The organism is Nesterenkonia maliinae (assembly GCF_051262655.1).
Taxonomy (GTDB): Bacteria; Actinomycetota; Actinomycetes; order Actinomycetales; family Micrococcaceae; genus Nesterenkonia.
On sequence record NZ_JBIMEY010000002.1, the window covers coordinates 170,563 to 197,007 of the forward strand.

At 67.9% G+C, this 26,445-nt stretch carries 25 protein-coding genes; 20 read left to right on the top strand and 5 right to left on the bottom strand.

The annotated features are described in order from the left end of the window. Window positions 1-67 precede the first annotated feature (67 nt). From ftsH to ACHAA4_RS05320, 14 genes are all read left to right on the top strand, one after another. A complete protein-coding gene (gene ftsH / locus ACHAA4_RS05255) occupies window positions 68-2,029 on the top strand; it encodes an ATP-dependent zinc metalloprotease FtsH (protein WP_435773140.1) in 1,962 nt (653 codons plus the stop codon). Next, entirely contained in the window at window positions 2,022-2,642 is a 621-nt protein-coding gene (folE, locus tag ACHAA4_RS05260) for a GTP cyclohydrolase I FolE (RefSeq protein ID WP_435773141.1), read from the top strand. Before ftsH ends, folE begins: the two co-directional genes overlap by 8 nt. A gap of 89 nt (window positions 2,643-2,731) precedes the next feature. Further along, window positions 2,732-3,556 (top strand): dihydropteroate synthase, encoded by an 825-nt coding sequence (gene folP, locus ACHAA4_RS05265; protein WP_435773142.1) that lies wholly within the window; start codon window positions 2,732-2,734, stop codon window positions 3,554-3,556. A gap of 4 nt (window positions 3,557-3,560) precedes the next feature. After that, the gene (gene folK, locus ACHAA4_RS05270) at window positions 3,561-4,556 is read left to right on the top strand and encodes a 2-amino-4-hydroxy-6-hydroxymethyldihydropteridine diphosphokinase (protein WP_435773143.1); all 996 of its coding nucleotides are present in this window, start codon (window positions 3,561-3,563) and stop codon (window positions 4,554-4,556) included. Next, window positions 4,553-5,101: a DUF3180 domain-containing protein gene (locus ACHAA4_RS05275; protein WP_435773144.1), complete on the top strand. Its 549-nt coding sequence runs from the start codon at window positions 4,553-4,555 to the stop codon at window positions 5,099-5,101. Before folK ends, ACHAA4_RS05275 begins: the two co-directional genes overlap by 4 nt. Continuing rightward, window positions 5,082-5,594 carry a PH domain-containing protein gene (locus ACHAA4_RS05280; protein ID WP_435773145.1) on the top strand — a complete coding sequence of 171 codons (513 nt, stop codon included), beginning with the start codon at window positions 5,082-5,084 and terminating at the stop codon, window positions 5,592-5,594. Before ACHAA4_RS05275 ends, ACHAA4_RS05280 begins: the two co-directional genes overlap by 20 nt. 8 nt (window positions 5,595-5,602) lie before the next feature. Further along, window positions 5,603-7,492 (top strand): PH domain-containing protein, encoded by a 1,890-nt coding sequence (locus tag ACHAA4_RS05285; protein ID WP_435773146.1) that lies wholly within the window; start codon window positions 5,603-5,605, stop codon window positions 7,490-7,492. Next, window positions 7,482-8,417, top strand: a complete 936-nt coding sequence (locus ACHAA4_RS05290) for a Rossmann-like and DUF2520 domain-containing protein (RefSeq protein ID WP_435773147.1) — start codon at window positions 7,482-7,484, stop codon at window positions 8,415-8,417. The genes ACHAA4_RS05285 and ACHAA4_RS05290 overlap by 11 nt, the downstream gene beginning before the upstream one ends. Window positions 8,418-8,469: 52 nt before the next feature. Next, window positions 8,470-9,411, top strand: coding sequence for a pantoate--beta-alanine ligase (gene panC, locus ACHAA4_RS05295; RefSeq protein ID WP_435773148.1), 942 nt, complete (start codon window positions 8,470-8,472; stop codon window positions 9,409-9,411). Between the two features lie 9 nt (window positions 9,412-9,420). Further along, a complete protein-coding gene (locus tag ACHAA4_RS05300; protein WP_435773149.1) occupies window positions 9,421-11,418 on the top strand; it encodes a M13 family metallopeptidase in 1,998 nt (665 codons plus the stop codon). A gap of 87 nt (window positions 11,419-11,505) precedes the next feature. Further along, on the top strand, window positions 11,506-13,035 hold the full coding sequence (gene lysS, locus ACHAA4_RS05305; protein ID WP_435773150.1) for a lysine--tRNA ligase: 1,530 nt from the start codon (window positions 11,506-11,508) through the stop codon (window positions 13,033-13,035). A 79-nt stretch (window positions 13,036-13,114) separates the two neighbouring features. Further along, window positions 13,115-13,303, top strand: coding sequence for a hypothetical protein (locus ACHAA4_RS05310; RefSeq protein WP_435773151.1), 189 nt, complete (start codon window positions 13,115-13,117; stop codon window positions 13,301-13,303). Between the two features lie 251 nt (window positions 13,304-13,554). Then, complete coding sequence (locus tag ACHAA4_RS05315; protein ID WP_435773152.1) at window positions 13,555-13,857, top strand: histone-like nucleoid-structuring protein Lsr2; 303 nt, start codon at window positions 13,555-13,557, stop codon at window positions 13,855-13,857. 214 nt (window positions 13,858-14,071) lie between these two features. After that, window positions 14,072-16,588, top strand: coding sequence for an ATP-dependent Clp protease ATP-binding subunit (locus ACHAA4_RS05320; RefSeq protein ID WP_435773153.1), 2,517 nt, complete (start codon window positions 14,072-14,074; stop codon window positions 16,586-16,588). A gap of 86 nt (window positions 16,589-16,674) precedes the next feature. Here the strand turns inward: ACHAA4_RS05320 and ACHAA4_RS05325 are convergent, their stop codons facing one another. Then, window positions 16,675-17,133, bottom strand: coding sequence for a DUF3817 domain-containing protein (locus ACHAA4_RS05325; protein WP_435773154.1), 459 nt, complete (start codon window positions 17,131-17,133; stop codon window positions 16,675-16,677). Window positions 17,134-17,237: 104 nt separating this feature from the next. Here ACHAA4_RS05325 and radA point away from each other — a divergent pair, with 104 nt between their 5' ends. Then, window positions 17,238-18,662, top strand: coding sequence for a DNA repair protein RadA (gene radA, locus ACHAA4_RS05330; RefSeq protein WP_435773155.1), 1,425 nt, complete (start codon window positions 17,238-17,240; stop codon window positions 18,660-18,662). Here the strand turns inward: radA and ACHAA4_RS05335 are convergent. The 3 genes from ACHAA4_RS05335 to arsB all read right to left on the bottom strand — a co-directional run bounded on the left by ACHAA4_RS05335 (window position 18,654) and on the right by arsB (window position 21,420). After that, complete coding sequence (locus ACHAA4_RS05335) at window positions 18,654-19,694, bottom strand: HhH-GPD family protein (RefSeq protein WP_435773156.1); 1,041 nt, start codon at window positions 19,692-19,694, stop codon at window positions 18,654-18,656. The two genes, radA and ACHAA4_RS05335, sit on opposite strands and share 9 nt — an antisense overlap. A gap of 133 nt (window positions 19,695-19,827) precedes the next feature. Then, window positions 19,828-20,238, bottom strand: a complete 411-nt coding sequence (locus ACHAA4_RS05340; protein ID WP_435773157.1) for an arsenate reductase ArsC — start codon at window positions 20,236-20,238, stop codon at window positions 19,828-19,830. A 48-nt stretch (window positions 20,239-20,286) separates the two neighbouring features. Then, window positions 20,287-21,420, bottom strand: coding sequence for an ACR3 family arsenite efflux transporter (gene arsB / locus ACHAA4_RS05345; protein ID WP_435773454.1), 1,134 nt, complete (start codon window positions 21,418-21,420; stop codon window positions 20,287-20,289). 144 nt (window positions 21,421-21,564) lie between these two features. Between arsB and ACHAA4_RS05350 the strand changes: the two genes are divergently transcribed. From ACHAA4_RS05350 to ACHAA4_RS05365, 4 genes are all read left to right on the top strand, one after another. Next, window positions 21,565-21,912, top strand: coding sequence for an ArsR/SmtB family transcription factor (locus tag ACHAA4_RS05350; protein WP_435773158.1), 348 nt, complete (start codon window positions 21,565-21,567; stop codon window positions 21,910-21,912). After that, complete coding sequence (locus ACHAA4_RS05355) at window positions 21,912-22,460, top strand: arsenate-mycothiol transferase ArsC (RefSeq protein ID WP_435773159.1); 549 nt, start codon at window positions 21,912-21,914, stop codon at window positions 22,458-22,460. Before ACHAA4_RS05350 ends, ACHAA4_RS05355 begins: the two co-directional genes overlap by 1 nt. Window positions 22,461-22,495: 35 nt before the next feature. Then, complete coding sequence (locus ACHAA4_RS05360; RefSeq protein WP_435773160.1) at window positions 22,496-23,191, top strand: hypothetical protein; 696 nt, start codon at window positions 22,496-22,498, stop codon at window positions 23,189-23,191. A gap of 67 nt (window positions 23,192-23,258) precedes the next feature. Continuing rightward, complete coding sequence (locus ACHAA4_RS05365) at window positions 23,259-23,765, top strand: amino-acid N-acetyltransferase (protein WP_435773161.1); 507 nt, start codon at window positions 23,259-23,261, stop codon at window positions 23,763-23,765. An 86-nt stretch (window positions 23,766-23,851) separates the two neighbouring features. On the opposite strand, the gene ACHAA4_RS05370 is transcribed toward ACHAA4_RS05365, so the two are convergent. Beyond that, window positions 23,852-24,997, bottom strand: coding sequence for an FUSC family protein (locus ACHAA4_RS05370; RefSeq protein ID WP_435773162.1), 1,146 nt, complete (start codon window positions 24,995-24,997; stop codon window positions 23,852-23,854). A gap of 278 nt (window positions 24,998-25,275) precedes the next feature. On the opposite strand from ACHAA4_RS05370, the gene pstS reads away from it, so the two are divergent. Beyond that, a complete protein-coding gene (gene pstS / locus ACHAA4_RS05375) occupies window positions 25,276-26,388 on the top strand; it encodes a phosphate ABC transporter substrate-binding protein PstS (RefSeq protein WP_435773163.1) in 1,113 nt (370 codons plus the stop codon). Window positions 26,389-26,445 lie beyond the last annotated feature (57 nt).

Sequence of the window (26,445 nt, forward strand, 5' to 3'; positions counted from 1 at the left end):
GCCCGAGTACCTTTAGAGGCCCTGGCAGTCGAGCAATGCCAGGCACATCTGCGTCTGACGGAGCTGCATGAACTTCAAGAAGATCTTCACCGGACCACTGTTCTGGATCGTTCTGGCAGTGGTGCTGCTGCTGCTTGTCGTGCCACTGATGTTCTCCTCCTCGGCCAACGGCCAGCGGGTGGACACCAACGTCGGCATGGAGCTCCTCGCCGACGGCGAGGTCGTCGAGGCCTCGGTGGAGGACGGCGACCAGCGCGTGGACCTGAACCTGAGCTCTCCATATGAGCAGGACGGAGAGGAAGTCGGCGACGTCGTCCATTTCTTCTACTCCACCGCTCGCGCCGAGACCGTGGTCGAGGCGATCGCCGACGCCGACCTCGACGGCTACACCGACGAGCCGGAGCAGTCGAACTGGCTGCTCTCCATGCTCGGCTTCATGATCCCCTTCCTGATCATCGCGCTGCTGTTCATCTGGCTGCTGACCCGCATGTCCGGCGGCAACTCCCGGGTGATGCAGTTCGGCAAGTCCAAGGCCAAGATGTTCGACAAGGACATGCCCCAGGTCGCCTTCGGCGACGTGGCCGGCGCCGAAGAGGCCGTGGAGGAGCTCCACGAGATCAAGGAGTTCCTCTCCGAGCCCGAGAAGTTCCAGCGCCTCGGTGCGAAGATCCCCAAGGGTGTGCTGCTCTACGGCGCTCCCGGCACCGGCAAGACCCTGCTCGCCAAGGCCGTGGCAGGTGAGGCCGGGGGAGCCTTCTACTCGATCTCCGGCTCGGACTTCGTGGAGATGTTCGTCGGCGTCGGCGCCTCGCGCGTGCGTGACCTCTTCAAGCAGGCCAAGGAGAACGCCCCGGCGATCATCTTCGTCGACGAGATCGACGCCGTGGGCCGCCAGCGCGGCGCCGGCGTGGGCGGCGGCAACGACGAGCGCGAACAGACGCTGAATCAGCTCCTGGTGGAGATGGACGGCTTCGACGCCAACACCAACATCATCGTCATCGCCGCGACCAACCGTCCCGACGTGCTGGATCCGGCGCTGCTGCGCCCCGGACGCTTCGACCGCCAGATCCCGGTGGAGGCCCCCGACTTCGCCGGGCGCCGCGCGATCCTCGAGGTCCACGCCAAGGGCAAGCCGATGGTCGACGACGTCGACCTCAAGGCCGTGGCCCGCAAGACCCCGGGCTACACCGGCGCGGACCTCGCCAACGTGCTCAACGAGGCGGCACTGCTCACCGCGCGCTCCAACGCCGACCTGATCGATGACCGCGCGATCGACGAGGCCATCGACCGGGTCATGGCCGGACCGCAGAAGCGGACCCGGATGATGAAGGACCACGAACGTCGCGTCACCGCCTACCACGAGGGCGGACACGCCCTGGTCGCGGCCGCGCTGAACTACTCCGCGCCGGTCACCAAGATCACCATCCTTCCCCGCGGACGCGCCCTGGGCTACACCATGGTCGTGCCCGAGGAGGACAAGTACTCCACCACCCGCAACGAGCTGCTGGACACCATCGCCTACGCCATGGGCGGCCGGGTGGCCGAGGAGATCGTCTTCCAGGACCCCTCCACCGGTGCCGCGAACGACATCCAGAAGGCCACCGAGACCGCCCGCCGGATGGTCACCGAATACGGCATGAGCGCCCGGGTCGGCTCCGTGAAGCTCGGCTCCGGAGACACCAGCCCCTTCCTGGGACGCGAGATGTCCCAGGGCAAGGAGTACTCCGAGGACCTCGCCGCCGTGATCGACGCCGAGGTCCGCGCGATCATCGACGAAGCCCACGACGAGGCCTATCACGCGCTGCACGAGAACCGGCACGTGCTGGACCGCCTGGCCGAGGAGCTTCTGCGCGTGGAGACGCTCAACGCCAAAGAGGTCGCCGCGATCTTCCACGACGTGATCAAGCGTCCGGTGCGCCAGGTCTGGGAATCCTCCCCAGGCCGTCCGGTGACCATCACCTCTGAAGTCGTGCCGGAGGACGAGCGAGACCCCGAATACCAGTACGGCGGCGAGAACCACGATGCCTGAGCGTCCCGCCGGGTTCGACGCGCCCGCCCCGCTCGAGGGCTCCGTGGATCTCCCACGGATCGAGGCGGCGGTGCGTGAGATCCTGCTCGCCGTCGGCGAGGATCCTGAGCGCGACGGCCTCAAGGGCACCCCCGCACGGGTCGCCAGGGCCTACGAGGAGGCCTTCCAGGGTCTGCGCGAGGACCCGGCTGAGCTGATGTCCACCACCTTCGACATCGGTCACGAGGAGCTCGTGCTGGTCCGCGACGTCCCCTTCTACTCCATGTGCGAGCACCACCTGGTGCCCTTCTTCGGCCACGCCCACATCGGCTACATCCCCTCCCCGGAGGGCAAGGTCACGGGATTGAGCAAGCTCGCCCGACTCGTGGACATCTTCGCCAAGCGCCCGCAGGTTCAGGAGCAGCTCACCACCCAGGTGGTCGACGCCCTCGTGGAGCACCTGGCGCCGGGCGGGGCGATGGTCGTCGTTGAGGCGGAGCACCTATGCATGTCCATGCGCGGGGTATCCAAACCCGGCGCGCGGACCATCACCTCCGCGGTGCGCGGCCAGCTCCGCGACGCCGCCACCCGCGCCGAGGCGATGAGCCTGATGCTCCATGGCAGGACCCACTAGCCCGACACCGCAGCTCGCCCACCTTGACCGCCCGCCCCTGCCAGAACCCAGCCGCCGTCCCAGCCAGCCAAACTGAATCGGAGAGCCAGATGAGCACTTCCATCATGGGGATTCTGAACCTCACCCCGGACTCCTTCTCCGATGGCGGCCGGTTCGACGACGGCGCGGGCACCCCCGACGTGGCAGCCGCGGTCACCGAGGCGCTGCGCATGACCCAGGCCGGGGCAGACCTGATCGACGTCGGCGGGGAGTCCACCCGACCCGGAGCCGAGCCCACCCCGGTGGCCGAGGAGCAGCGACGGATCCTGCCCGTGCTCGAGGAGCTGCTGGGCTGCGGGATCACCGTCTCGGTGGACACCCGCCGTGCGGCGACCGCCCTGGCGGCGCTCAAGTGTGCCGACCGCACCGGGGTCGATCCGCGGACGCTGACCATCAACGACGTCTCCGGGGCGCTCACCGACCCGTCCATGCCGGAGCTGATCGCCGAGTCCGGGGCGCAGATCGTGATCACGCACAATCGCGGGGACGCCCAGACCATGGGATCGCTGACTGACTACGACTCGCTGCTCGAGGACGTGACGACCGAGCTGCTCGCCATCCGAGACCGCTACCTCGACGCCGGCGCCCGCCGCGACCAGCTCATCCTGGATCCTGGAATCGGGTTCTCCAAGACCCACGAGCAGAACTGGGAGCTGGTCCGCGGCCTGGAGAGCTTCGTCCGGCTCGGACACCGAGTGCTCTTCGGCGCCTCGCGCAAGGGATTCCTCGCCCCGGTCACCTCAGGGACCGCACGGGACGCCGCCACCGCGGTGCTCTCGGCACTGGCGGCCCAGGCCGGGGTCTGGGGAGTCCGCGTCCACGACGTGCAGTCAAGCCGCGATGCTGTGCAAGTGATCTCCAAGCTGAGAAGCTAGAGGAATGTCGAGCAGAGGCAGCGCCCGTGACACCATCCGGCTCACCGGACTCACGGCCACCGGCCACCACGGAGTCTTCGACTTCGAGAAGCGCGAAGGCCAGATCTTCCGGGTCGATGCGGCGCTGACCCTGGACTTCTCAGCGGCCGGCCGCAGCGATGACCTGGCCGACACCGTCTCCTACGTGGAGATCGCCGAGACGATCCACGCCGCCATCATCGGGGAGCCCTTCGACCTGATCGAAGCCCTCGCCGATCACCTGGCTCGCGAGATCCTGCGCACCGATGAGCGCCTCGCCGCGGCAGAGGTCACTGTGCACAAGCCGCAGGCCCCGCTCACCCAGACCTTCCAAGACGTCTCGGTCACAGCCCGCCGGGACCGCACAGACGTCGACCGCACAGACATCGACCCCACAGACATCGCTGCGGCTCAAGATCCGGAGCAAGATCCCGCGCAGCACCCCGCGGCGGATCCGGATGCGGCCCCCGCCGCCGAGGTCACCTCGGTGCTGGCCCTGGGGTCGAACCTCGGCGAATCCGAGGTGACGCTGGCCTCGGCGGTCGCCGCACTCGACCGGGCCGAGCAGGTCCGGGTGCTCAGACAGTCCCCGGTGGCGAAGACCCGCCCCGTCGGAGGCCCGGCCGAGCAGCCGGACTTCCACAACCAGGTCATCGAGATCGCCACCACGCTGAGCCCCCACGCCCTGCTCGCGCGGACCCAGCAGATCGAGCAGGACCACCACCGGGTCCGCGGCACAGAGAACGGCGAGGTCCGCTGGGGCCCGCGCACCCTGGACATCGACATCATCACCTACGGCCGGGACCGGATCTCCTCGCTGGCGCTGCAGGTGCCGCATCCGCGCGCCGGCACGCGCGGATTCGTGCTGGTCCCCTGGACCTGGATGGACCCGCAGGCGCAGCTGGACGGAACCCCCGTGGCAGACCTGACCCGGCACGCCGCCGATGCCAGCACCGTGGAACCGCTGGAGAGCCTCAGATGAACCGACTCTCCGCCCTGCGGCTGCTGATCATCTCCGCCCTAGCCGCTCTCGGAGGTTTCCTCACCACGGTCTACATGTCCGGCCAGGGGATGGGCTCCCCGGTGCTGCCCCGCACCTCGCTGGTGACCCTGCTCGGGATCGCGCTGATCGTGCTCACCCTGGGGCTGCTGGTCTGGCGCGACCAGCGTCGGATCGCCGCGGCCGCGGCGAAGGGCCGACGCATCGAGCGCAGCCTGCACCCGCTCCACGCCGTCCGGGTCGTCACCGCCGGGCAGGCGGGGGCGTACGCCGGGGCGCTGATCGCGGGCTGGCATGCGGGTATCCTCGGTGACCTGGTGCCCGCCGCGGCGCTGACCGCGCCGAACGTGAACTCATCCCTACTGATGATCACGGGGGGCGTGATCTGGGTGATCATTGGATTCGTGGTCGAGCTGCTCTGCAGGATTCCGCCGGACGAGAATCCTCCGGGTGAACAGCGCCGCAGGGAACGCGACCGCCATACAGGACCATTACCGGAGGAGGGCTATGCCCGCGGAACCCATTGATCCCACAGGTGTCACCTGGACCCGAGTGGACGAGCGGTACATCACCGTGAAGTTCATCACCGGAATCCTCGGCTGGGTGATCACCGCGGCGATCGTCGCGACCCCGATCGTGCTCGACGCGATCGGCGTCTTCAGCGGCATCCCGCTCTGGATCAAGATCGTGGTCTCCGTCGTGGTGCTGGTCTGGGCGGCCGTCGACCTCTGGCTGATCCCCCGACGGATCCGGTCGATCGGCTATCACGAACGCGAAGATGACCTGCTGATCCGCCGCGGCATCCTCTTCCAGCGCGTGGTCGCCGTGCCGTACGGGCGGCTGCAGTACGTCGACATCGAAGCGGGTCCACTGATGCGCCGCTACGGTCTGTGCACCGTGCAGCTCAAGACCGCCGCCGCCGCCACTGACGCAGTCATCCCCGGCGCCTCCCGCGAGGAGGGCGCCCGACTGCGTGAAGAGCTCTCCGTCCGCGGCCAGGCTCGCCTGGCCGGTCTGTGAGCCGGCGCATGAACGACCAGGCCACCGAAGATCACACCACGGGGCATCACACCGCCGCGGAGTCCGGTGCCGCCGAGCGCTGGTTCGACGCCACCTGGACTAAGGTCCACCCGCTGAGCCCGATCGTGCGCGGCGGACTCGCCGTCGTCGCCATCCCTGGCATCCTGCTCAGCTACAACTGGGAGACCTGGACGACTGCCTGGGAGGCGATCCGCAGCGGGGATATCCAACGCAACCTGGAGTCCAACCCCACCCCGTTCCTGCTCGGCGCCGGGGGCGTGCTGCTGGTGATCGCGCTGATCTTCGGCGGCTTCGCGCTCTCCTGGTGGTTCACCCGCTACAAGATCACCGCCGAGCACGTGATGGTGAAGTCCGGGATCTTCGTGCGCCAGCACCGCCAGGCCCGGATAGACCGGGTCCAGGCCGTGGACCTGCGCCAGCCGCTGCTCGCTCGACTCACCGGCCTGGCCGAGCTGAAGTTCGAGGTGGCAGAGGGCGACGGCACCGCCGCAACCCTGGCGTTCCTGAAGAAGCCCGAGGCCGAGGCGCTGCGCTCCGAGATCATGGACCGCGCGTCAGGCCGGGACGAGGTGCCCGTCGCCGCCGACGGCGCGGCTGCCGCGCCAGGCTATCGGGCTCCCGAGCACCTGCACGGCGCTGCGCATCCCGGTGATACAGACCCTGCCCATCCTTATGACCCCTACTCCGCGCAGGACCCGTCCGGCGCCGCTCACCCCGGGACGGCTCCGCGTCCGGCCATGGCCGCGGACCGGCTCATCGCCAAGGTCCCCACCGGTCGGCTGATCGGTTCGGTGCTCAGCGGCTGGGGAACGGTCTTCGTCCTCGGCATCCTGATCGTGGCGGTGGTCGCGGTGGGAATCGGTCTCGCCCTCGGTTCAGACGCGGACTCGGTGTCGATCTGGGCCGTGCTCACCGGAGTTGCGCTCCCGACGTTCATCCCGATGGGCATCGCTGCGGTCACCATCTACTACCAGCAGTTCAGCTCCGGCTTCGGGTTCACCTCCACCGCCACCAGTTCCGGGCTGCGCGTGCGCTACGGGCTGCTCGAGACCACCAACCAGACCATCCCGCCGGGTCGGGTGCAGGCGCTGCAGATCCAGCAGCCGGTGCTCTGGCGCCCCTTCAAGTGGTTCAGGATCGTGGTCACCGTCGCCGGGTACGGCATCGGCGAGAAGCGTTCGGTGCTGCTTCCCGTGGGCCGACTCGACGACGTCATGGCCACCGCCGCAGAGATGTTCCCCGATCTCCAGGTGGAGAACCCCGAAGAGGTCTTCACCGTCGGACTCACCGGGACCGGCACCGAGCTTGGCTACACCGAGGTCCCACACCGGGCGCGCTTCTTCGACCCGATCGTGCGCCGTCGCCGCGGGTTCCGCACCACCCCCGCCGCGCTGATGTTCCGCGACGGGCGGGCCTCACGCCGACTGACCATGGTCCCGCACGAGCGGATCCAGTCGCTGAGCCTGAACCAGGGGCCGCTGCAGCGCCGCCGGGCGATCGCTGACATCTTCATCCACTCACCGGCCGGACCGTTCGCGGCGAAGCTGAAGAACCAGGACCTCGACGCGGTCAAGGACCTCTTCGAGTACGAATCGGAGCAGGCCGCCCAGGCCCGGCGCTACAGCGACCGCAATCACTGGATGCGCCCCGAGGAGCTCCAGGAGTTCGAGCGCAAGGCCGCCGAGGCGATAGCCGCCCCCAAGGGTCTGGAGCCGCCGGAGCATGAACTCTCCCAGCATGAACTCTTCCAGCACGAACCAGTCACCTCGAGGCAGCCGGGTTCCCCTTCCGAGCCCGGGCTCTCCCAGGAGCCCACGCTCCCTCCCGAGCCCGCGCTCCCTCCGACCCACCAGGAACAGGACCCCCGTGACCGCTGAGCAGCCCGTGGACCCCTATGCCGCGGAGCTCCCGCCTTCGCAGCGGGAAGGGCGCCTCGGCGTCGGCGTGATCTCCGCCGGCAAGGTCGGCTCGGTGCTGGGTGCCGCGCTGCGCGGTGCCGGCCACTCGGTGATCGGCGCCCATGCCGTGTCCGAGGACTCGCGCAACCGAGCGGAGTCCCTGCTGGGCGGCGTGCCGGTCCTGGAGATTCCGGAGATCATGCGCCGCGCCGAGCTGGTGCTGCTGGCGGTGCCCGATGATGCCCTCTCCGAGCTGATCGCCGGGCTGGCCGAGGCCGGCCACATCCAGGCCGGACAGCTGATCGTGCACACCTCCGGCCGCTACGGCACCGAGGTGCTCGCCCCCGCGCAGCGCAGCGGGGCCATCGGCCTCGCGATCCACCCGGCGATGACCTTCACCGGGCTGAGCATGGACCTGCAGAAGCTGCACACCTGCGCCTTCGGGGTCACCGCGCCGGCCCCGGTGCTGCCGATCGCGCAGGCACTGGTGGTCGAGATGGGCGGGGAGCCGGTCGTCATCCGCGAGGCCGATCGGCTGACGTACCACGCGGCGCTCGCGCATGCCGCGAACCATCTGAACACGATCACCGGACAGTCCGCAGAGATGCTGCACCGGATCGGAGTCGACCACGCCGAGACCGTGCTGCGCCCGCTGATGCAGGCCTCGCTGGACAACGCACTGGCCTCCGGCGAGGGCGCGCTGACCGGGCCGGTGGCGCGCGGGGACGCGGGCACCCTCCGGCACCACGTGCAGCTGCTCGCGGGCTCCGAGCTGCCCTCCGACATCCGCACGGCCTACATGGCGATGGCCAGGGCCACCACCCAGCGCGCCCTGGACCGCGGGATGATCAGCTCGGTCAAGGCCGCCGAGCTTCTCGACGTGCTCGACGGCCTCGACGCCTGACCCACGCCGGCCGGAGGCGTGCGACCTCCGGGCGCGGACCTAGACTGTTCCGGTGATTCAACCGCAGGCCCACACCACCATCCCCAGCTTTCGTGCCGCGCTCGCCGAGGCCGTCGCCGCGCACCTCCGCGACCACGGCAACGCCCCCACCGTGGGGCTGGTTCCCACCATGGGCGCCCTCCACCCCGGCCACGGCAGCCTGGTCGACGCCGCCCGGGCCGCCTCAGACATCGTGGTCGCCTCGATCTTCGTGAACCCGCTCCAGTTCGACGACGACGCCGACTACCTCCACTACCCGCGCACGCCGCAGCAGGACCTCGCCCTGCTCGGAGTGCACGGGACGGACCTGGTCTTCGCCCCGGAGATCGCCGAGATGTACCCCGGATACCCTGATGCGCCGCTGATCCGGGTCAGCGCCGGTGAGCTCGGAACCCACTGGGAGGGCGGTGCGCGCCCCGGACACTTCGACGGGGTCGTCACCGTGGTCACGAAGCTCTTTAACATCATCAGCCCTCCGGCACCGGCGAGGTTCGAGGCCTGGTTCGGCGCCAAAGACGCCGAGCAGGTGGCGATCATCACCCGGATGATCGCAGACCTCAACCTTGACGTGACCGTGCGCACCGCGCCGACCGTCCGGGATGAGAACGGGCTGGCCCGGTCCAGCAGGAACCAGCGTCTGGATGAGTCCGACTATGCCGCTGCACAGGCGATCCCTGCCGCGCTCTTCGCGCTGCGCGAGGACGCCGAGTCTGGGCAGCCGCTGGGACTCGCTGATCAGGTGGCAGAGCTGAGCTCGGCCGATGGCGTGGAGCTGGACTACCTGGTGGTCGTCGACCCCGGCTCGCTTCGCGAGCTCCAGCCCGGTGACGGGCTGCTCGACGACCACGGCGTCCTGCACGGACCCGCCCTGGCGCTCATCGCCGCCCGAGTGGGTCCGGTGCGGCTCATCGACAACGTGACCCTGAATCCAAGCAGGTCACAGCCCCGGGAGTAGGCTTGGTCCATGACCGACACCGCAAGCAGCAGCCCGTCCGCACCCGTCTCCTTCCCGTACATCGATCACGACGTGCGCCCGCAGGACGACCTGCAGCGGCACGTCAACGGGGAGTGGCTCAAGACCGCCGAGATTCCCGCTGACATGGACGCCTACGGGTCCTTCCATGAGCTGCGCGACAAGGCCGAAGCCGATGTCCGGGAGATCCTGGAACAGGCCGCCGCCGGCGAGGTCGACGCCGCCGAGAGCGGCGGGGACGGATCCATCCCGGCCCGCATCGGCGCCTTCTACACCTCCTTCATGGACGCCGAGGCCGCTCAGCGTCGGGGACTGACCCCGATCGAGCCGATGCTGGAGAAGCTGGACGCGGTCAGCACCATAGAGGACCTCGTCCGGCTCTCCGCATCCTGGCAGCGCCAGGGCGTGGGCGGCATCCTGGCCGCCGGCTCGATGCGCGACGCCGGGGATCCCACCCGAATGCTCTGGCACGTCATGCAGTCCGGCCTCGGCCTGCCCGATGAGTCCTACTACCGCGAGCAGAAGCTCGCCGAGATCCTCACCGCGTACCAGGACCACCTGGTCCGGGTGCTCCGGCTCAGCGGAGTCGACGACGCCGCAGACGCGGCCGCCGCCGTCGTCGAACTCGAGCGCGTCATCGCCGGGGAGCACTGGGACAAGGTCACCCTGCGCGATGCGCAGAAGCGCTACAACCTGGTGACCGACACCGAGGCCGAGGCCCTGATGCCGCTGCTGCGCGAGGCGTTCGCGGGATGGGGGCTGCAGCCGCGGCACACCGAGCAGCTGGTGCTGGCCCAGCCCGACGTGCTCCCCGGGATGCAGACGGCGCTCAGCGAGCAGCCGCTGCAGACCTGGAAGCTCTGGCTGCGGGTGCAGCTGCTGCGCTGGGCCGCTCCGCTGCTCCACGAAGAGCTGGTCAACGAGAACTTCGACTTCTACGCCAAGCGGCTCTCCGGAGCTCAGCAGCTCAAAGAGCGCTGGAAGCGCGGGGTCGCGCTGACCAACGCCCACCTGGGCGAGGACGTGGCGCAGATCTACGTGGCCCGGCACTACCCGCTCCAGGCCCGCGCGGCGATGGATGAGCTGATCAATGCGCTCATCGAGGCGTACCGGCAGTCCATCAGCACGCTGAGCTGGATGGGCGAGGAGACCAAGGCCCGTGCGCTGGAGAAGCTGGACGCCTTCAAGCCGATGGTCGGCTTCCCCGACCGCTGGATCGACTATTCCAGCGTCGAGGTGGACCCCGAGGATGCGGTCGCCAACGTCCGGCGCGCCGCCGCGTTCGAATGGGAGCGCGACATCGCCAAGCTCGACGAGGGCCCGGATCCCGACGAATGGCACATGAATCCGCAGACGGTCAACGCCTACTACTCGCCGCTGGAGAACGTGATCTGCTTCCCGGCCGCGATCCTGCAGCCCCCGTTCTTCTCCGCCGAGCGGGACATGGCGCAGAACTTCGGAGCCATCGGCGCCGTCATCGGCCACGAGCTCGGCCACGGATTCGATGACCAGGGATCCCGCTACGGTGCCGACGGCTCGCTGAGCAACTGGTGGACCGAGACGGACCGCAGCGCCTTCGAGGAGCGCACCGCGAAGCTCGTGGAGCAGTACAGCGCGCTGCGCCCCTCTCAGGCGCCGGAGCACACGGTCAACGGCGAGCTGACCCTCGGCGAGAACATCGGGGACCTCGGCGGACTGGGCATCGCCCACCAGGCCTACCGGGTCTGGCTGCAGACTCAGGGCGCTGAAGCCGGCGACGTCGAGGGCTACAGCGCCGACCAGCGGTTCTTCTTCGCCTGGGCGCAGGCCTGGCGGAACCTCACCCGGCCCGAGCGTGCGGTCACACTGATCAGCATCGACCCGCACTCCCCGGCAGAGTTCCGCGCCACCCAGGTGGTGAAGAACCTGGACGCCTTCCACTCCGCATTCGAGACCCAGCCCGGGGACGGGATGTACCTTCCCCCACAGGAGCGCGTCACCATCTGGTGACCGTCCGCGTCCGGGGGCGGACCGCGCGGCGACTTCTGCGAGCATCCGCAATCCAGGCAGGTCGCGCGGCACGTAGAATGGCCGACTGTGACTGCCCAGAATCCCGCCGCCTCCGGCGCCCATGACCTTGACACCAACGACCAGCGCGCGGTCCGCCTGGACAAGCGTGAGCGACTGCTCGCCGCCGGGGTTCAGCCCTATCCGGTGACCGTGGAGCGTTCGGCCTCGTTGGCCGAGGTCCGTGAGCGCTTCCCCGACCTGGAGCCCGGCGCCTCCACCGGCGAGACCGTGGCGGTGACCGGGCGCGTGATGTTCGTGCGCAACACCGGCAAGCTCTGCTTCGCCACGCTCCAGGAGGGCGGCCCCGATGGAGCCGGCGTCCGGCTCCAGGCGATGATCTCGCTGGCCGAGGTGGGGGAGGCCGCACTCGCGGACTGGAAGGCGCTGGTGGACCTGGGTGACCACGTCCGGGTCAGCGGCGAGGTCATCGCTTCGCGCCGCGGGGAGCTCTCCATCATGGCGAGCTCCTTCGAGATCGCCTCCAAGGCCGTGCGGCCGCTGCCGGTGCTGCACGCAGAGCTCAGTGAGGAGACCCGGGTGCGCCAGCGCTACGCGGACCTCATCGTGCGTGACGAGGCCCGCCAGATGGTGTTCCGCCGGGCCGCGATCACCCGCTCCATCCGTGAGACGCTGCATGATCGCGGCTATGTGGAGGTCGAGACCCCCATGCTGCAGCTCATCCACGGCGGTGCCCAGGCACGACCGTTCCAGACGCATCTCAATGCCTTTGATCAGGACATGACGCTGCGCATCGCGACCGAGCTCTACCTCAAGCGCGCCGTGGTCGGCGGCATTGATCGGGTCTTCGAGATCGGGCGGGTCTTCCGCAATGAAGGCGTGGACTCCACGCATTCGCCCGAGTTCACCACGCTGGAGTCCTACGAGGCCTGGGCCGACATGTATGTCATGGCCGAGCGGATGCGCGAGATGATCCTCCACGCCGCAGACGCCGCCGGGACCAGCCGCCAGATCGAGACAGATCAGGGCATCATCGATCTGGACGGCGACTGGGCCTGGGTCTCGGTCTACCCCGGCCTCTCCGAGGCTGTGGGGGAGGAGGTCACGCCTGAGACTCCCGCCGAGTCGCTGCGCGTCATCGCTGCCAAGCACGAGATCTCGGTGGACCCGGCCTGGGACGCGCAGAAGCTGGTCATCGAGCTCTTCGGTGAGATCGTCGAGCCCACGCTGATCCAGCCCACCTTCGTCTGTGACTACCCGCCCGCGGCCCAGCCGCTGGCCCGCGCCCACCGGGACAAGCCCGGCGTCATCGAGGCATGGGACCTGATCATCGGGGGCATGGAGCGCGGCACCGCCTTCTCCGAGCTGGTCGATCCGGTCCTGCAGCGCGAGCGCCTGGTCGAGCAGTCCCGGATGGCCGCGGCCGGCGATGACGAGGCGATGCAGCATGACGAGGACTTCCTGCGCGCCCTGGAGTACGGCGCGCCCCCGATGGGCGGCATCGGCCTCGGTATCGATCGACTGGTGATGCTTTTCACAGGCGCCGGTATTCGCGAGACGATTCTCTTCCCGCTGCTAAAACCTGAGGCTCAGGCGTGAACGTTTTGGGGCTGCAAGACGTAACATGTAAATCGACGTCATCGACACTTTTTAAACCTGAATGCAAGCAAGGAATTTAATGGAAAACTTCTGGACGTACTTCGAAGTTCTCGCTCCCTCCATCGGCGTCGGGCTGGTCTTCTGGCTGGCCATCCGTGCGATCTTCCGAGCGGATCGCAATGAGCGTGCGGCCGAGAATGAGGTTCGTGAAGAGGCCGCTCATAAGGGGATTCAGCGCGATCGACCGTCTCCAGGGCCACGCGGCTGACTTCCCGATCACGTCGTCGCGTCAGTTCTTCAGGATCTCCGGTCGGGCTTGAATCGATCCGATAAGCCCGGCGCCCATGGAATCCTCTTCCTTTCTGGGAAAACCCTGAATCTCCCCGGCTTGACCGGCTATAAAGTTTCTTGAAATACTTACGTTCACTTAGATCGTTCTTGATCTATCGCAGTGAGTAAAGCGTCGGAAAAGATGCAATCCATTGAGGTCCGACGTGTGAGTGAGCAGTGAGGTATGAGATGGCCCAGAAGGTAGAAGTAGTTCTCGTCGATGATCTTGACGGCAGCGAAGCAAAGGAGACGGTCACATTCGGACTGGACTCCCGCTTTTATGAGATTGACGTCAGCGAAGAGCACGCGAAAGAGCTGCGTGAGACGCTGAAGAAGTACATCCGCAAGGGCCGGGCCATTGCCCCGCCTTCGCCGCAGAATGAGGCCCGCCAGATTCGTGACTGGGCCGTGAAGAACGGATATCAGGTCTCCAGCCGAGGTCGCTTGCACCGCGACATCGTGGAGGCCTATCGGAACGCCAAGAAGCGCTGATCTGCCCGCGTCGCCAGACGGTCCTCTTCGGCAAGACCGGCCGCACGCGAGAAGTGGAGCCCGGACGCAGCATGGAGCTGCGGCCGGGCTCCATCCGTCTCCGGCGCCGCACCGGCATCGGGGAGAACTTTTCCCTACGGCGAACAGCGGCGACGAGACCGCTCGATGCCCGTAGCCTTGAGGCAGAGCACCAACGCTAGGAGTGTCTGTGGCTATGTTCGAGAGATTTACTGATCGCGCCAGGCGCGTGGTTGTGCTTGCCCAAGAAGAGGCACGCATGCTGAACCACAACTACATCGGCACCGAGCACATTCTGCTCGGCCTGATCCATGAAGGTGAGGGTGTCGCGGCCAAGGCCCTTGAGTCGCTGGACATCTCCCTCACCGGCGTGCGCGAAAAGGTGCAGGAGAAGATCGGACCCGGCCAGAATGCGCCGAGCGGTCACATCCCCTTCACCCCGCGCGCCAAGAAGGTCCTGGAGCTCTCGCTGCGCGAGGCGCTCCAGCTGGGCCACAACTACATCGGCACCGAGCACATCCTGCTGGGTCTGATCCGCGAGGGCGAGGGTGTCGCAGCCCAGGTCCTGGTGGAGCTCAACGCTGACCTGAACAAGGTCCGCCAGCAGGTCATCCAGCTGCTCTCGGGCTATTCCGGCGGCAACCAGGAGAAGGCCGGCGCCGGAGTCGGCCAGGGAAGCTCCAATGAGGGCACCCCTGCCGGATCCGTGGTGCTTGACCAGTTCGGTCGCAACCTCACCGCTGCCGCTCGCGAGGCGCAGCTGGACCCGGTGGTCGGCCGTGACTACGAGCGTGAGCGCGTGATGCAGGTGCTCTCCCGCCGTACCAAGAACAACCCGGTCCTGATCGGTGAGCCCGGCGTCGGCAAGACCGCCGTCGTGGAGGGCCTGGCTCAGGCCATCGTCAACGGCGATGTGCCGGAGCTGCTGAAGGACAAGCAGCTCTACACGCTGGACCTCGGGTCCCTCGTGGCCGGCTCCCGCTACCGCGGTGACTTCGAGGAGCGCCTGAAGAAGGTGCTCAAGGAGATCCGCACCCGTGGCGACATCATCCTGTTCATCGACGAGATCCACACCCTGGTCGGTGCAGGTGCCGCCGAGGGAGCGATCGACGCCGCGAACATCCTGAAGCCGCTGCTGGCCCGAGGTGAGCTGCAGACCATCGGCGCGACCACGCTCGATGAGTACCGCAAGCACATCGAGAAGGACGCCGCGCTGGAGCGCCGCTTCCAGCCGATCCAGGTCGAGGAGCCCTCCGTAGAGGTCACCGTGCAGATCCTGCGTGGACTGCGCGACCGCTACGAGGCCCACCACAAGGTCTCCATCACCGAGGAGGCCCTTGAAGCGGCCGCCTCGCTGGCGAACCGGTACATCAACGACCGCTTCCTCCCGGACAAGGCCATCGACCTGATCGATGAGGCCGGCGCCCGGCTGCGGATCCAGAAGATGACCGCGCCGCCGGAGCTCAAGGAGTTCGACGGCAAGATCGAGGACGTCCGGCGGGAGAAGGAATCCGCCATCGACGCCCAGGACTTCGAGGGTGCTGCCAGCCTGCGTGACAAGGAGCAGAAGCTTGTCGAAGAGCGCCAGGCCAAGGAAGACGCCTGGAAGTCCGGCCAGATCGATGAGATCGCCGAGGTCGACGCGGATCTGATCGCCGAGGTCCTCGCGTTCTCCACCGGCATCCCGGTCTTCAAGCTCACCGAGCAGGAGTCCGATCGCCTCCGCCGCATGGAGGAGGAGCTGCACAAGCGGGTCATCGGCCAGGACGAGGCGGTCAAGTCGCTCTCCCGGGCGATCCGCCGCACCCGCGCCGGGCTGAAGGACCCCAACCGTCCCTCGGGCTCGTTCATCTTCGCCGGGCCCACCGGCGTCGGCAAGACCGAGCTGGCCAAGTCCCTGGCCGAGTTCCTCTTCGGCGACGAAGAGGCGCTCATCACCTTGGACATGTCCGAGTTCTCCGAGAAGCACACCGTCTCCCGGCTCTTCGGCGCCCCTCCGGGCTACGTCGGCTACGAGGAGGGCGGTCAGCTCACCGAGAAGGTGCGCCGTCGTCCGTTCTCCGTGGTCCTCTTCGACGAGGTGGAGAAGGCCCACGCGGACCTGTTCAACTCGTTGCTGCAGATCCTGGAGGACGGTCGACTCACCGACTCCCAGGGTCGCGTCGTGGACTTCAAGAACACGGTGATCATCATGACCACCAACCTCGGCACCCGGGACATCTCCAAGGGCGTGATGACCGGCTTCACCTCCAGTGAGGACACCACGACCAACTACGAGCGGATGAAGGCCACGGTCAGCCAGGAGCTGCGTCAGCACTTCCGGCCCGAGTTCCTCAACCGCGTCGACGACACGATCGTCTTCCCGCAGCTCAAGCAGGAAGAGATCGTCCAGATCGTGGATCTCTTTGTGGACCGGCTGCGCAAGCGGCTCGCCGAGCAGGCGATGACCCTCGAGGTCACCCAGCCCGCTCGCGTGTTCCTCGCGGAGACCGGCTACGATCCGGCGATGGGTGCCCGGCCGCTGCGCCGCACCATCCAGACCCTGATCGAGGACGAGCTCTCCGAGCGGATCCTCTACGGCGAGATCCCCCACGGTGCCGGCATCGAGATCGGCGTCGAGGGCGAAGGCAAGCAGCGCAAGCTCACCTTCGAGTGGCACGACCCGCAGGACCAGATCGAGGCGGCGGAGGAACCCGCAGCCATCGAGAGCTGATCCATCGGGTCGGTGATCACCGGCCCAGATACGAGTGAAGCGCCGTCGGATTCCTCCGGCGGCGCTTCACTCATGTCTGCAGACTCTCAGCCTCCCGGCGGGCCGATGATCAGCAGCACCACAAACACCACGACGACGCCGGCCGCCAGCACTCCGCCGACCAGCGCGGGCCGGTTCAGCAGCACCCGCAGGGCGCGGTCGTGCCAGGTTCGGTCCCGTGGATCCTCGGTGACGTCCGTGCGCCAGGGCCCGTCGAGCCGGCCGCTGCGCTTGAGCCAGAGATCCACCGGGATGGTCGCATAGGGGATCACCGCGCTGATCACGGCGATCGAGGCGGGTCCTGCGCTCCAGCGCTGGTTCTTCGCCACGATCACCGCGGTGGCGGCATAGGCGAGGAAGACGAAGCCGTGGATGCCGCCGCCGATGCTCACCGCGATGTCCAGGTCGTTGGTCGCGCGCAGGATCATCCCGCCGATCAGCAGGGTCCAGGACACCGCCTCGGCGAAGGCCAGCACGCGGAAGAAGATCTTGGGGGAGCGGAACACGGAACTCCTGGGATTGAAGCGGGGGATGGTGGGCTTCGAGCATCGTACGGCTTCCGTCTGAGGTGCGCCGGAATATGTCAGTGCCCGGCGGTAACGTAGGGACCATGGCAACTCGCACCGCGTCCCGGAGCACCGGGAAGTCCCGCTCCAAGGGCTCGCCCTCCTTCGAATGCACCGAATGCGGCTGGCAGACCGTCAAGTGGGTCGGGCGCTGCCCGGAGTGCCAGGCCTGGGGCTCCGTGGAGGAGAAGGGCCAGGTCACAGCCAGGACGACGGCGGCCAGCCAGCTCGCCCAGCCGGCCCGGGTGATCCACGAGGTGGATGCCTCCGAGGCCGAGTTCCGCCCCACCTCCATCGGGGAGCTGGACCGGGTCCTCGGCGGAGGCCTCGTCCCGGGAGCGGTGATACTGATGGCCGGTGAGCCCGGCGTCGGCAAGTCCACGCTGCTGCTGCAGGTCGCCTCCGCAGTGGCCCGCGCCCACCCCGACTCCCCGGTGCTCTACCTGACCGGTGAGGAATCTGCCGCCCAGGTGAAGAAGCGCGCCGAACGTATCGACGCGATCTCCGACGGCCTCTATCTCGCCGCGGAATCGGATCTGGGCCAGGCTCTGGGCCAGGTGGAGAAGCTCTCCCCGCAGCTGACCATCATGGACTCGGTGCAGACCTTCTCCTCGGCCGAGGTCGACGGTGCCCCCGGCGGGGTCACCCAGATCCGTGAGGTCACCGCTTCGATGATCGAGTCGGCCAAGCGCAAGAACATGACCATGATCCTGGTCGGGCACGTGACCAAAGACGGCAGCATCGCCGGGCCGCGGATGCTCGAGCACCTGGTGGACGTGGTGTGCCAGTTCGAAGGAGATCGGCACTCCCGGCTGCGGCTGCTGCGCGCGGTCAAGAACCGATATGGCCCCACCGATGACGTCGGCTGCTTCGACCTCAACGAGGACGGCCTGACCTCGCTGGCGGATCCCAGCGGGCTCTTCGTCTCGGCGATGACCGAACGGGTCCCCGGCACCTGCATCACGATCACGCTGGAGGGGCGCCGGCCGCTCACCGCGGAAGTCCAGGCGCTGGTGGCGGAGTCCCAGGCGGCCCAGCCTCGGCGGGCCGTGTCCGGCCTTGATTCGCCGCGGGTCTCGATGCTGCTCGCGGTGCTGCAGCGCCGCGCCAAGCTCACCGCCCTGATGAAGTCCGAGGCGTACGTGGCGACGGTGGGCGGGGTCAAGATCACCGAACCCGCGGCTGATCTCTCCATCGCCCTGGCGGTGGCCTCCGCCGCGCTGGAGAAGCCGCTGCCGAACCGGTTCGTGGCCTTCGGCGAGGTCGGTCTGGCCGGGGAGGTCCGCCCGGTCCCAGGCCTGCGTCAGCGGCTGGAGGAGGCCCAGCGGCTGGGCTTCACCCACGCGATCGTGCCTCGGAAGTCCACCGGCACCGAGAAGGAGGCCACCCCGGAGGGGATGCGTGTCCGGGAGGTCGGATCGCTGGCCGAGGCGCTGAACCTGGTGCTCGACGGCGGCCAGTCAGGCTGAGCCCGCAGGCCCTCCGGAGGAAGACGCTGGGGCAGGGGTGCCTGCAGTCGGTGCCAGCACTCCGGGCAGGCTGATCTGCCCGCGGTCCTCCGCGGCCAGGCCGTCGCGCAGGAGCGAGTCCAGGCAGCGGCTCCGCTGCTCCTGTGAGGCCTCCGGAAGCGGCAGTCCCTGCAGAAGCTCCTGACGAGCCATGGTCGCTCCGGTGCGCAGCGCCGCCATGATCGCCCCGCGCACCTGACGATCGGTGCCCGCCCAGGGTTGTCCTCGGGTCTGCTGCTCCTCGGTGGGCGGCGGGTATCCTGCGGCGCGCCAGGCGCAGAGGTCCGCCACCGGGCATACCTGACACTGCGGAGAGCGGGCGGTACAGATCAGCGCGCCCAGCTCCATCGCCGAGGCGTTCCAGGCGCAGGCGGTGGCGCCGTCGTCGGCCTCAGTGGCGGGCATCAGCTCGTGGGCGAGACGACGCTGCGTGGAGGTGTAGGTCTTGCCCGGCAGCGCATCCCCGGTGAAGGCTCGCGCGTGGACCCGCCGGATATTGGTGTCCACCACCACCTCGGGCTTCTGGAACGCGAAGCAGGCCACGGCGGCCGCGGTGTACTCACCGACACCCGGCAGCGCGCGCAGCTCCGCCGCGGTGCTGGGCACCTCTCCGTGATGATGCTCCACCATGGCCTGGGCCGCGGCCTGCAGACGCAGCGCGCGGCGAGGATAGCCCAGTCGGTCCCAGGCGGTGAGGACCTCCGCAGTGGGCGCCTGCGCGAGGTCCACCGGCCGGGGCCAGCGTTGCATCCAGAGCTCCCAGCGGGGAAGCACCCGCCCCACAGGTGTCTGCTGCAGCATGATCTCGCTGACCATCACGCCCCAGGGCGTGCAGTCGGGATCGCGCCAGGGCAGCGGCCTCGCGCTGTCCTCGAACCACTCGATCACGCGGTCATGGACCAGCGTGGGCTCGGGTGTGAAACCGACGTCAAGGCGGACAGAAACCCCGGCGGCGACCGGGGTGCTGGCGGGAGTCGTGCTGGCGGGAGTCATCGCCACGAGTCTAGAGAATCCCGGCACCCGCCGTGTTCTGTCACCGCCGTGTTCCGTCGCTGCCGTGTCTTGCTGCTGCCGCGCTCTGTGGACCTGCCAGTGCCCCACCAGAGACCTGGGGGTGCCGTTCAGCTCAGACCTTCACGTTCAGGCTGCCGACCAGCTGGCGCACACGGGCGCGGATGTCATCACGGATCACGCGGACCGTCTCGATGCCCTGACCAGCCGGGTCATCGAGCTTCCAGTCCTCGTACCGCTTGCCCGGGTAGAACGGGCACTCATCGCCGCAGCCCATGGTGATGACCACGTCCGACTCCTTCACCGATTCATCGGTGAGCTTCTTCGGGATGTTCTCGGAGATGTCGATTCCGAGCTCCGCCATGGCGTCCACAGCGATCGGATTGACCGAGTTCTTCGGTGCCGTGCCGCCGGAGAACACCTGCACTGCGTCACCGGCGATCTCGCGCAGGAATCCGGCAGCCATCTGCGAGCGTCCAGCGTTGTGCACGCAGACGAAGAGGACGGTGGGCTTGGAGGTGCTCATGGTTTCCTTCCAACGATGTGCTGAACGATGATGTGCTGAACGACCGGGTCAGAGGCCGTGCGGGGCGGCTGCCGCGATCGGGCTCTCCTGCTTGGCCGGGATGTTCGACCCGGTGAAGAACCGTCGGGTCCACAGCGCCACGTAGACCAGCGCGACCAGCACCGGGACCTCGATCAGCGGACCGACCACTCCTGCCAGGGCCTGACCGCTGGTGGCGCCGAAGGTGGCGATCGACACGGCGATGGCTAGCTCGAAGTTGTTCCCGGCCGCGGTGAAGGACAGCGTGGTGGTGCGCTCGTAGCCCATCCGCAGCATCCAGCCGATCACCATGGAGGCCGCGAAGATGACCACGAAGTAGACCAGGAGCGGGACGGCGACCCTGACCACGTCCATCGGGCTGCTGAGCACCTGCTCACCCTGCAGCGCGAAGAGCACCACGATGGTGAAGAGCAGGCCGTAGAGTGCCCACGGGCCGATCTTCGGCAGGACCTTGGCCTCGTACCACTCCCGGCCGCGGGCCCGTTCGCCCAAGGTCCGGGTGAGGTAGCCCGCCAGGAGCGGGATGCCCAGGAAGACCAGCACCGAGACCGTGATCGCGACGATTGAGAACTCTGCGGAGGTGGTCTCGAGACCGAGCCAGCTCGGCAGCACCTGGAGGTAGAACCAGCCCAGCACGCCGAACATGAAGACCTGGAACACCGAGTTGATCGCCACGAGCACGGCGGCCGCCTCACGGTCGCCACAGGCCAGATCGTTCCAGATCAGCACCATGGCGATGCAGCGGGCCAGGCCCACGATGATCAGCCCGGTGCGGTATTCCGGAAGGTCGGCGAGGAAGACCCAGGCCAGGACGAACATGAAGGCCGGAGCCAGGATCCAGTTGATCAGCAACGAGGTGACGACCAGCTTCTTGTCTGAAAGCACCCGGCCGGTCTCGTTGTAGCGGACCTTCGCCAGCACCGGATACATCATGACCAGCAGCCCGATGGCGATGGGCAGCGAGACGCCTGCCACCTCCATGGATTCCATGGCCTGGCCCACCTGCGGGACGACGGCGCCGAGCGCCAGTCCCAGCCCCATGGCGGCGATGATCCAGACGGGAAGGAAGCGGTCGAGCACCGAGAGCTTGGCCACCACGGCCGAGGTGTCGGGGACGGGTGGGGCAGACTGGGTCACGGACACTCCTGGGAAGATCGACAAACTTCGATGCCCCGAGTATCGTCAGAAACATCGACGGATGTCAATCCATGGCGCGTGCGCAGGAAGCGGCCCGAGACTCGTGTCGGAGCCCGTGCCCGACGATGCTGAAAGACTTGAGGAGAAGCGATGACGACCCAGACCGACTGCAAGGTCCCGCCGGCCCCGCTGGCCCAGACCGTCACGCTGGATCCAGAGGGCGCCGCTGAGCTGGCCGTCGGGTTCAAGGCGCTCGCAGACCCCAATCGGATCACCTTGCTCACCCTGATTGCCGCGGAAGAGACCGGCGAGGCCTGCGTCTGTGACCTCACCGAGCCGCTCGGCCTCGGCCAGCCCACCGTGTCCCACCACCTCAAGGTGCTGGTCGATGCAGGTCTCCTCAACCGTGAGAAGCGCGGCACCTGGTCCTACTACTCAGTGGTGCCCGGGGCCCTGCAGGATCTGTTCACCACCATGACCGAAAGGACCGCACACTGATGCGCGAGACAGCCACGAACCCCGCTGCGACGGAACCCGCCCCGGGGACCGTCACCAGACCCTCGGATCAGCCGGTGCGCGGCGCGGAGGAAGAGATCGCCCCGGTGGCGGACTCCACCGAGCGCACCGAAGCCCCGTCGGTGCTCTTCGTCTGCGTGAAGAACGGCGGAAAGTCTCAGATGGCGGCCGGACTGATGCGCCAGGATCTGGCGGCGGCAGGGCTGGAGGGCGCCGTCGTCGTCTCCTCGGCGGGCACCCAGCCCGGTTCGAAGGTCAATGCGCTCTCGGCGGAGGTGCTCGCGGAGGTCGGCGCCGACATCGCCGGCGAGACTCCCACCCAGCTCACCCCTGAGGCGATGCGTGAGGCTGGGCACGTCGTGATCATCGGCGCAGAGGCCGAGGTCGAGCCGCTCGAGGGCGTCGAGATCGAACGCTGGGAGGTCGACGAGCCCAGTGAGCGCGGGATCCAAGGACGAGAGCGCATGGAGCTGGTCCGTGACGACATCCATCTGCGGGTGCGCGAGCTCAGGGAACGACTGCTCGGCTGAGAATCAGGGTCAGTCTCCTCCGCTAACCTGGGACAATGAGTTCCCAGCGAAGGCGGCAGTCTGCCGAGGTCTACAGGCGCCGACGCATCCTCGTCGGGGTGCTCGCCGTGCTGCTGCTGGCTCTTGCCGGATGGCTCACCAGCCTCGCCCTGGGCTGGGGCCAGGGCGCGGAGGAGTCCGACACGTCGGAGACCGCCGAGAGTGACGCCGGAGAAGCCGCCGGGGAGGATCCGGCGGGGTCAGATCCAGAGCCGAGCGATGAGCAGGGATCCGGCGCCGAGGACGCCGCCGACGGGCAGGACGCCCCGGCGGAGCAGCCCCCGGCTGAACCGGCCGAGGATGGCAGCTGCCGCACCGGGGACCTCGAGGTCCGCGCCTCCACCGGCTCAGAGTCGTATGGGCCCGGCTTCGCGCCCATGCTGGTGATGGAGGTCGAGAACACCGCCGACTACGCCTGCCAGGCTGACCTTGGCACGGCCGAGCAGGAGTTCCTGGTCGAGCGTGCCGGAGCCACCGTCTTCTCCACCGCCGAATGCTCCGTCTCCCGGGAATCGCTGCCGGTGCAGCTGGAGCCCGGACAGGTCGAGCAGGCGCACTTCACCTGGCCCCGCTCAGACTCTGCGCAAGACTGCGCAGAGCCCACATCGCTGGATCCCGGCAACTACGAGCTGACCGTGAGCCTCAGCGGCGTCCGCTCCGAGCCCCATGAGTTCAACATGTACGCAGGCTGATCCCACCAGGTCCAGTCGCTGCGTGATGCGGCCGCCCCGGAGCGGCCTCCGCGCATAGACTGTGCCGATGGGCTCCTTCATCATCAGGCCAGCGCGCACCGCCGATGTCGCCGCCATCATGGGCATGGCAGAACCTCTGGTGGATCAGCGGGTGCTGGTGCCCAAGGAGGCCGTCGCCTACTACGAGGCGATCCAGGAGTTCATGGTCGCTGAGACCGAGGACGGCACCCTGATCGGATTCGGCGCCCTGCATGTGATGTGGAAGGACCTCGCCGAGGTGCGCACCCTGGCCACAGATTCCCGCTGGCGCGGGCAGGGCGTCGGATCCGGGCTGCTCACCGAGCTCACCGCCCGGGCCCAGACCCTCGGCGTCAGCCGGGTCTTCTGCCTCACCTTCGAGGTGGACTTCTTCATCCGGCATGGCTTCGGGGTCATGGATGACCAGGCGGCAGTGGATCCCGAGGTCTACGCCGAGCTGCTGCGCTCACCCGATGAGGGCGTCGCGGAGTTCCTCGACCTCGCCAGGGTCAAGCCCAACACCTTGGGCAACACCAGAATGATCCTGCAGCTCTGAACGCGCGAGCCGGGCACCTCGGCTCGGCTCCTGCTGAGCGACCCGGTGAGCGCTCTGCCGCGCGCTCTGCTGGGTTGCTCGATCGCTCACAGCTCGGGAAGCTGGTCCCGCGCATCCTCGTGGGTGGCCCCTGCCGCCTGGAGCAGGTCCACCACCAGCGTGCGCAGCAGCAGCACCACCGTCTCACCCTCCAGCGTCCCGATGCCGAGTGACTTGGGATGCAGCCGCTGCGCCAGCGCAGAGAGGGCATCCCGGGCGGTGTCCATCCGACGCGTATAGGCCGAACCTGGTTCGGCCACTGCCTGAGAGAGCAGCAACGAGCACTCGGCGAACTCATCCAGCACCGCGGCGAGGTTCTCCACCCCCTCGTCGCTGAGCGTGGCGTGGTCCACGGTGCTGATGATCCGGCGGGCCACCACGCGCATGCTGCGCACCGAGAGATCCACCTGGTCTGCGACCTCGGCCATATGCCTCACGTAGTGGCGGTGCTTGCGGTAGGCGGGGGAGAAGGCGGTGAGCTCCTTGGCGGAGCTCACCGCGCTGCGCAGCTCATCGATCTGCGGCTGCAGGCCGCGGCAGCGGATCAGCGAGTGCCAGGCCTGGCGGGAATCGGAGTTCCGAACCGCCTCGGCGACGTCGCGCAGCGAGGCGGTCATCGAGTCGACCACGCTTTTGAGCTCCGCGATCGGCTCGCGGCGTGGATCCTTCGGGGTCAGCAGGGTGATCACCATGGCCACCGCACCGCCGACGATCGCGTCGAGGCTGCGCGTGAACGGACCCAGTGCGGCCGCCTCCGGGGGCGGGATCAGGACCACCAGCAGCGCCTGCAGCCCCATCTGCATCGCGAGCACCGGACCAGAGTCCAGGAACCGAGCCAGCATGATGGAGAGGAAGAGCACCAGCGTGGCGGTGCCCAGGTTCGAGCCGAGCTGGTGCAGCAACAGATCACCGATCAGAATGCCGAGGGTGCAGCCCACGCTGACCTCGAGCACCTTGCGCATGCGCGGCTCTTTGGTGAACCCCAGCGCGATCAGTGCCGCGATGGCGGCGAAGAGCGGGTCGTCATGGCCCAGGACCCGCTCCGCGAAGGTATAGGCCCCGACGCCGGCCAGGGTCATCTGCAGCGCCGGGATCACCGAGCGCCGCATCCTGCGGACACCGACCCGGACCCGACGCTGGGTGAACCGGCTCGCACGGGTCAGCAGGCGGGGGGTTGAGCGCTCGGTCGTCACCCCATGAGTGTAGGCGGCGGCCAGTGATGGGGATACGAGGTGCCTCACACCAGCCCGACCAGAGAGGTGGCGCAGGACTCACCCAAGGGGCATTCCAGTTCACCAAGCGTTCATCTTAAGTGAGCGCCGTGGTCACCTGCAGAGCGGTCCAGGGTCACCTGTCCTCTCTACTGTGGATCGAGGTTCGCAGGACGCACCCCGGTGGACCGCACAGACTCCTTCAAATGGCGCACCTTGTCGCCTGATGAGACCTCAGAGAGGCACTAAATACCGTGAAGATGAAGAGCTTCGGTCGCGCAGCGGCCATCCTGTCCGTATCAACCCTGGCCCTGGTGGGCTGCGGCGAGTCCAACAACCCCGATGCCGGGGGCGACACAGACAGCGGCGAGAACGGAGCCAGCAGCGATGTCGCGGGCACCCTGGTGGGTGGTGGCGCATCTTCGCAGGAAGCAGCGATGACCGCATGGACCGACGGCTTCACCTCGGTGGCCCCTGAGGCTCAGGTCAACTACGCCTCCGTCGGCTCCGGCGGCGGACGCGACGGCTTCCTCGGCGGCGAGTACGACTTCGCCGGCTCTGACGCCGCGATGAGCGATGAGGAGTGGGAGTCCACCCAGGAGATCTGCGGCCCCGAAGGCGCCTTCCACATCCCCTCCTACATCTCTCCGGTGGCCGTGGCATTCAACGTCGAAGGCATCGACGAGACCCTGAACCTCGACGCGGACACGATCGCGTCGATCTTCGCCGGTGAGGTCTCCAGCTGGGACGACGAGGCCATCGCCGAGCACAACCCGGACATGGAGCTGCCGTCCACCCCGATCTCCGTGGTGCACCGCGCAGATGACTCGGGAACCACCGAGAACTTCGTGGACTACCTCGCGACCGCCTCAGACGTCTGGGACTACGAGGTCTCCGGTGAGTGGCCCGGCGAGATCGCGGCAGAGTCTGCCCAGCAGACCTCCGGCGTGGTCGGCCTGACCTCCGAGACCGACGGCGCCATCACCTACGCCGACGCCTCCCAGATCGGCGATCTGAACACCGTCGCCGTGCAGGTCGGCGAGGAGTACGTCGAGTACTCCCCAGAGGCCGCCTCCCAGGCAGTTGCCTCCTCGAGCCCGATCGAGGGCCAGGCGTCGAACAACATGGCCTACGAGCTTGACCGCCGCACCGAAGAGTCAGGCGCCTACCCGGTCGTCCTGGTGAGCTACCACATCTTCTGCAACGAGTACCCCGACCAGGAGACCGCTGACCTTGCGCTCGCCTTCGGCGAGTACGTCATCTCCGAAGACGGCCAGGCCACCGCCGAAGCTGCAGCCGGCAATGCTCCGATCTCGGATGATCTGCGTGACGGGGCCATGGAGTCCCTATCGGCGATCACCGTCTCCGAGTGAGCTTGATCAGTCACTTCAACGCATGAAGCACACGGACGTCGGGTGGTCGGGTCGCAG